The 6295-nt window shown below is 74.7% G+C and carries 5 protein-coding genes; 1 reads left to right on the top strand and 4 read right to left on the bottom strand.

Annotated features, from left to right (window positions below; genetic code table 11):
• Positions 1–660, bottom strand: a 660-nt coding sequence (locus ACJOT3_RS31350) for a GntR family transcriptional regulator (protein WP_406976745.1), incomplete at its 3' end; no start/stop codon positions are given.
• Between the two features lie 181 nt (positions 661–841).
• Entirely contained in the window at positions 842–2008 is a 1167-nt protein-coding gene (locus ACJOT3_RS31345) for a thiolase family protein (RefSeq protein WP_406976744.1), read from the bottom strand.
• Positions 2009–2184: 176 nt separating this feature from the next.
• Between ACJOT3_RS31345 and ACJOT3_RS31340 the strand changes: the two genes are divergently transcribed.
• Positions 2185–2613 carry a hypothetical protein gene (locus ACJOT3_RS31340; RefSeq protein WP_406976743.1) on the top strand — a complete coding sequence of 143 codons (429 nt, stop codon included), beginning with the start codon at positions 2185–2187 and terminating at the stop codon, positions 2611–2613.
• Between the two features lie 306 nt (positions 2614–2919).
• Here ACJOT3_RS31340 and ACJOT3_RS31335 read toward each other — a convergent pair whose 3' ends face one another.
• Positions 2920–3939 carry a phosphatidylinositol-specific phospholipase C gene (locus ACJOT3_RS31335; protein ID WP_406976742.1) on the bottom strand — a complete coding sequence of 340 codons (1020 nt, stop codon included), beginning with the start codon at positions 3937–3939 and terminating at the stop codon, positions 2920–2922.
• Positions 3940–4024: 85 nt separating this feature from the next.
• A partial coding sequence (locus ACJOT3_RS31330; RefSeq protein ID WP_406976741.1) for a DUF4132 domain-containing protein occupies positions 4025–6295 on the bottom strand: 2271 nt, incomplete at its 5' end.

Genomic DNA, 6295 nt, shown 5'->3' with positions numbered 1-6295 from the left:
GGCCTCCAGCCGCGCCAGGAGGCGGTCCCGTGCGTGGTCCAGGTGCTCGGCCAGGTGGACGCGGGCCCGCTCGGGGTCCCGGGCCTGGATGCCCTCCAGGATCGCCGCGTGCTCGTGGGCGATGGTGCTGCCCTGCGTCGAACGGTGCGCCTGGAAACGGCCCATGGTCAGGTGCACCTCGCCCATGATCAGCTCGTGCATCCGGTTCAGCCGCGGGCTCCCGGCCCCGGAGACGAGCGCCGTGTGGAAGGCGATGTCGGCGTCCACCTGCCGCTCGAAGTTCCCGTCCCGGGCCGCCGCCTCGATGAGCACCTGCGCCTCGGCCGCCTCGGCGGGCACCGACCCCTCGGCGGCCAGGACGGTGATGGCCGCGCTCTCCACGGTGCCCCGGCTGAAGAACAGGTCGCGGATCTCGTCGGCGCCCAGCTCGGGGACCACCGCGGTCTTGTGGGCCGAGCGCCGGAGCAGGCCGAGCACGGTGAGTCGTTCCAGGCACACCTTGGCCGTCGGGCGTGCGACGTCGTACTCGGTGGCGATGCGCTGCTCGGTGAGTTTCTCGCCCGCGGCGATCTCGCCGTTGATGATGCGCCGACGCAGGGACTGGTAGAGGGCGTCGGTCAGGGACGAGGGGGCGAGAGAGAAGTTGGCCTGTCGATTCACGGATTCATGGTGCCACAGCGAAGTCTCAGACACATACATCTGTATAGCGAGTGCACCGGTAAAACAAAAGGTCGTTCGTCCCGGAACGCGCTCACTGTGAGCACTCGCACACGGCGACGCCCCGACCGCGGTCGTGCGGTCGGGGCGTCGCCGGGGCCCGGCGGTGCGCCGGGGCCGGGTGTCAGAGGCGTTCGAAGACCGTGGCGTTGGCGAGGCCGCCCGCCTCGCACATCACCTGGAGGCCGTAGCGCCCGCCCGTCTGCTCCAGCACGTTGAGCAGGGTGGCGGTCAGCCGGGCGCCGGAGGCGCCCAGCGGGTGGCCGATGGCGGTGGCGCCGCCGTTGACGTTGACCCGGGCCGGGTCGGCGCCGGTCTCCTTCTGCCAGGCGAGCACCACCGACGCGAAGGCCTCGTTGACCTCGAAGGCGTCGATGTCGTCCAGGCGCAGCCCGGCCCGGGCGAGCACCTTCTCGGTTGCCGGGATGATGCCGGTGAGCATGTACAGCGGGTCGTCGCCCACCACCGCGAAGGAGTGGACGCGGGCGCGGGGGCGCAGGCCCATGCGGCGGGCCGCCTCCTCGCCCGCCACGAGCACGGCGGCCGCGCCGTCGTTGACGGGGGAGCTGTTGCCCGCGGTGACCTTCCACTCCACCTCGGGGAACCGCCGCCTCCAGTGGTCGTTCTCGAAGGCGGTGCGCAGCCCGGCGAGGATCTCCGGGGTGGTGCCCGGGCGGATGGTCTCGTCGGTGCGCAGGTCGTTGAGGGGGCTCACCTCGGCGTCGAACCGGCCCCGGGCCCAGGCGTCGGCGGCCCGCCGGTGCGAGGTGGCGGAGAACTCGTCGAGGAGCCCGCGGTCCAGGCCCCAGCGCTGGGCGATGAGCTCGGCGCTCACCCCCTGCGGGATCAGGCCCTCGGGGTAGCGCGCCCCGACGGCGGGGCCGAGGAGGTCGCGGCCCAGCGACTGCGAGCCGATGGGCACGCGGCTCATGGACTCCACGCCGGAGGCGATGGCGAGGTCGTAGGCGCCGGCGATGACCCCCTGGGCGGCGAAGTGCAGGGCCTGCTGGCTGGACCCGCACTGGCGGTCGACGGTCACGGCGGGCACCGACTCGGGGAACCCGGCGGCCAGGGCGGCCCACCGGGCGGTGTTGCCGGACTGCTCGCCGACCTGGCCGACGGTGCCGCCGATGACGTCGTCGATCTGTGCGGGGTCGATCCCGGTACGGTCCACCAGCGAGCGCAGGGCGTGGGCGTGCAGGTCCACGGGGTGGACGTCGGCGTAGGCACCTCCCGGCCTGCCCTTGGCGAGGGGGGTGCGGACGGCGTCCACGATGACGGCGGCGGTCATGGCGACTCCCTTGGTGCGCGGCCTGTGCGGTCACCTTAACCGAGAGGGTTTGGTTTTCAAACTATCGGGATCCGCTTTTGTGGAGGACGCCGTTCATGTCCTGGCCGGGGGAGCGGGGGCGGCGGCGATAGCATGCGCGGGTCACTCCCACCACTCGCGTCACGAGGAGACCCCCGGTGAATCCCCCGATGCCCGGCCCGCTGAAGGCCGCCCGAATCATCCTGCTCGTCACGGCCGGGCTGGTCGGCGTGGCCCTGCTGATGAACCTGCTCGGCCTGTTCTACCTGCTCGGCCTGCCCGCGCAGGAGCAGCGGGAGCTGACCGCCGGGAACGGGACCGGTCTGGGCGACATCCTGCTGCGGTTCGGCATCGGCGCGGTGTCCGTGGCGGCCCTGCTGGCCGCCGGGCTGCTGCTGCCCCGGGGCGGGCGGCGCACCCACCTCATCGTGCGCCTGCTGACCGGCGGGGCCGCGCTGGTGACCGTCGCCGGTGCGCTCGTCACCGACCGGGCGGCCGCCATGGTGGTGATCTTCCCGCTGATTGTGCTCATCCTGTTGCAGCTGCGCCCCTCGCACGAGTGGTTCGAAGCGACCGACCCCTCCTGACCGGCGCCCCGTCACCCCGGGTTCATGTCGAACGGTGTTCGGGTCATCACCCTCGATAACGGACACGGCGAGACAAGGGCCACAACAGCCCCATGCGCCCCACAGGTTTTCCGAAAGCGTTCACGTTCACTCCCTCGCATTCCGTAAGGTGTTCTCCGGGACCTGGAAGTCCCGGAGCGGGGCGGTGTGGACGGACGCCCCGCCCGGGCCCCGGATCCCACCCGGTTCCGCCGGTGCCGGCCGTGCCCGTAGGGCGGACGGCGGTCGACACCGGCGGGCCGGACCCTCACGGACCCATCTGCGGGCTCAGCCCGTGTTGCGGGCCAGCACCAGGTCGATCAGCTCCCGGTCGGGGAAGTCCATCACCACGATCCCGGTGCGTTCCAGGGGCGCCTGCCGCAGGTGCGCCACCGCGTAGGTGTTGACCCCGCGCGAGCCCAGGAACCCCCAGGCCACCTCGCGCGGATTCGCGAACGGGGCACCGCTCCCGCTCAGGTGGTTCACGTACAGCGTCCCCGCCGACCCCGTCGCCGCCTTCTCCAGGTGCACGCGCACCTTCTCCCACTTGGCCGGGATGTCGAACAGGGTGGGCACCTGGTAGGCGTCCTGGATGTCCGTCGCCGGGCCGTTCCACCCGATCCCGTAGTCGCGCGAGGCCGCGAAGTCCTGCACGATGACGATCCGCCCGCGCACCTCGCCCAGGTCCGGCACGTACGCCCCGCCCTGCACCGGCGGCCGCCACAGGCGCTCGCCCAGGATGTCCCGGGTGTCCGGGTTCCCCTCGATGTAGTGGTCCAGGGTCTGCTGGTAGCTGCGGGTGTTCTCGGCCTCGGTGTGCTCCTTCTTCATCCGGATCAGCACCGTCTCGGTGGGGTTGCGGTCCAGGAACGCGTCGATCGCCACGACCACGTCGGTGAAGTTCAGGTGCAGGTACTCGGCGCCGTGGTGGATGGGGAACGCGTCCCGGTAGTGGCGGGTGCGCACGTCCAGGAACCGCACGCCCGCGTCGAGCTGCTCGGCGATGGTCAGGTCCTGGGTGCGCGACCACACCGTGCCGCGCCAGGCGCCGCTGTCGTGGGTGCCGGGGATGGACAGCTCCGCCAGGCCCGCGCCGTCGGGCAGGGCGCCCATCCAGCCGGCGGGTTCGGCGGCGGCCACGGTCTCGGCGACGGCCGGGGCGGGGGCCATGAGACCGGGCAGGACGACCAGGGTCACCAGGGCCGACCACACCAGGGACAGGGGCGAGGGGCGCTGAGCGGTCGGGGCGTGGACCGGGAGGGAGGGCGCGGGGGCAGGGGAGGGTGCGGGGGCGGACACGGGGGGCATGGGGTTCCTCCGTTCGCGGGGGCGGACGCGGGGGAGCGCCCGATCCCGTCCACACTGCCACGCGGCGGGCGCCCCCACACCCCCCTTATCGCGCCGGGTCCCGCGTACCGTTCCCGCCCCGGACCCGGGCGGGGGCCGACGGGCCGGCGGCCGCGGTGCCGTCGGTGGGGTCGGTGACGTCGGCGGAGGCCACCCCCACCGCGAGGTCCACGTCGCGCATCACCTCGGACAGGACCAGGGCGGGCACGTGCGCCAGGTCGGAGGGCAGTGGCCGGGCCGGGCGGCTGCGGACCCGGTCGGGGTCGGCCCGGTGGAAGCGCACCGGGCCGGCGGCGCACCGGCCGATCCGGCCCTGGTCGTCGGGTTCGTCGGCCGCGGCGAGGGTGAGGGTCACCCGCCAGCCGGTGCCCGTCCCCAGGTCCCGGTACACGCGCTCGGCGAGGGCGTCCTGGCCGCCGTCCCAGCCGCCCAGCTGGCCCACGGTCCAGCCCCGCGCGCCCAGCAGCGCCTTGGCCCGGTCGTAGTCGAGGACGCGCCCGGTGAACCGGTCGGAGTGGGTGCCGGTCTCCTCCTCGGCGGGGGTGAGCAGGTAGGTCTCGCGGTGGGCCTGGCGGACCGGCTGGGCGATCTCCAGGGCGGCGAACCGGTCGCGCCAGGCCCGCACCCGGTCGGGGGTCGAACGCGCCGGGTGCCAGGCGCGCACCGGCGCGGCCGGGTCCAGGTCGGCGATCCGTGCGAGGGTCGAGCCGTCCGCGGCGACCAGCCGCCAGGCGCTCTCCTTCCCGCCCTCGTCCCCGTCCCCACCCTCGGTCTCGACGGCGCCCGTCACACGGTCCGCGCCGTCGCCGACCTCCCACAGCATCCGCCGGGCCGGGACGCCGGTCACCGGGTGGTCCAGGTGGTGGCGCACCCAGGACCCCGCGGTGAGGACCCGCCCCTCGGCCAGCAGCGTCTCGGCCCGGGCGCGCCCGGTGGCCAGGGTGGCGCGCAGCTCCTTGAGCTCGGCGCGCAGCTCCCGCAGCCGCTCCGGGTGCTCCCGGCGCACCTCCGCGGGGGCGGAGGCCGGGGTTCGTCCGGCCGGGTCGCGGAAGGACAGGGCGGCGGTGCCGTCGGCGGCCACCGACAGCACCGCGGTGTGCCCGCCCAGGGGTTCGGCGCGGGTGCCGTCCGGGCCCAGGCCGTGGTCGGGGACGGTGCGGTCCACCAGCTCCTCCCCGCCGATGCCCAGGGCGTCGGCGAGCCCGCCCAGGGCGCGGTCGATGCCGGAGAGCACGGTCTTCTTGCGCACCCGGGAGCGGATCCGGGACAGGGAGGACACGGCCCCGTCGCCGCCGCGCCGGGCCAGCACGCCGACGCAGGCGGTGGTCAGGCGTTCGGCGCGCACCCTCTTGGAACCGCCCGGGCCGGTGCCGGTGAACACGGCGATCCTCTCCAGCACCGAAGGCGCCCACGGGGTGTCGTGGGCGGGTAGGGCGGCCACCGCCCAGACCAGGCCGCGCGCCAGCTCGGCGGTGACCGGGGAGAAGTGGGTGGGTTCGGCGTAGTGCCCGCCGTGGTGGGCGGGGGTGCGGGGCAGTGGCTCCAGCAGGCGGTGCAGCAGGTCGGCGGGGTCCTCGACCGCGGCGAGGTGTTCGTCCAGCAGCCGGGACCAGGCCTTGGTGGGGCGGGTGCCGTTCAGGTCCAGGAGATGGATCAGCAGGGGGAGGACGTCGGGCCGGGCCAGGGCCTCGGGGACGCCGGGGTGGGCGAGGTAGGGGTCCCGGGCGTGCAGCAGGTCGGTGGCGCGCACCGGGATCCGCGCCCGGACGAGCACGCGCACCAGGTGCAGGTGGCCCTCGGGGAGGGCGAAGGCGGAGAACTCGTCGTCCAGGTCCTCGCCCAGGTCGGTCGCGGTGGTGCGCAGCCGCTCCAGCAGGGCGGTGAGCTCGTCGGCGCAGGTGCGCAGCAGGTCGGTCGGGGCGTGTTCGCAGACCAGCAGGACGAGTTCGTTGTCGGGGCCGCCCGTGACCAGGGTGTCCAGCAGCGGGGCCAGTGTGGCGGGCGTCCACCGGGTGCGCTGGTCGGTGGCCAGGCGTTTGCGCACGGAGCGGTGGGCGGTGTGGTGGCGCATCCGGGTCGAGCCGCGCAGGGAGCCCAGGCGGGCCAGCGGCCCGGGCGGGGTCCCGTCGGCCGGGTCCGGGGCGTCCTCCCCCTGCGCGACCCGCTGCGGGACCTGCTCGGGGGCCCCGCCGTCCGCGGCGACCGGGCCGTCGGGGAGGGCGAAGGTCCGCCGCGGCGCCTCCTGCGGCCACGTGACGGTGCGCTTGTAGCGGTCGAAGACCTGGGACCACACCACCAGCCGGGCCAGGTCGGCCGG

It is taken from the genome of Nocardiopsis protaetiae (genome assembly GCF_045446735.1).
GTDB classification, from domain to species: domain Bacteria; phylum Actinomycetota; class Actinomycetes; order Streptosporangiales; family Streptosporangiaceae; genus Nocardiopsis; species Nocardiopsis protaetiae.
The sequence above is the reverse complement of the archived record's forward strand: the minus strand, read 5'-3'. Positions and strand labels throughout refer to the sequence as shown.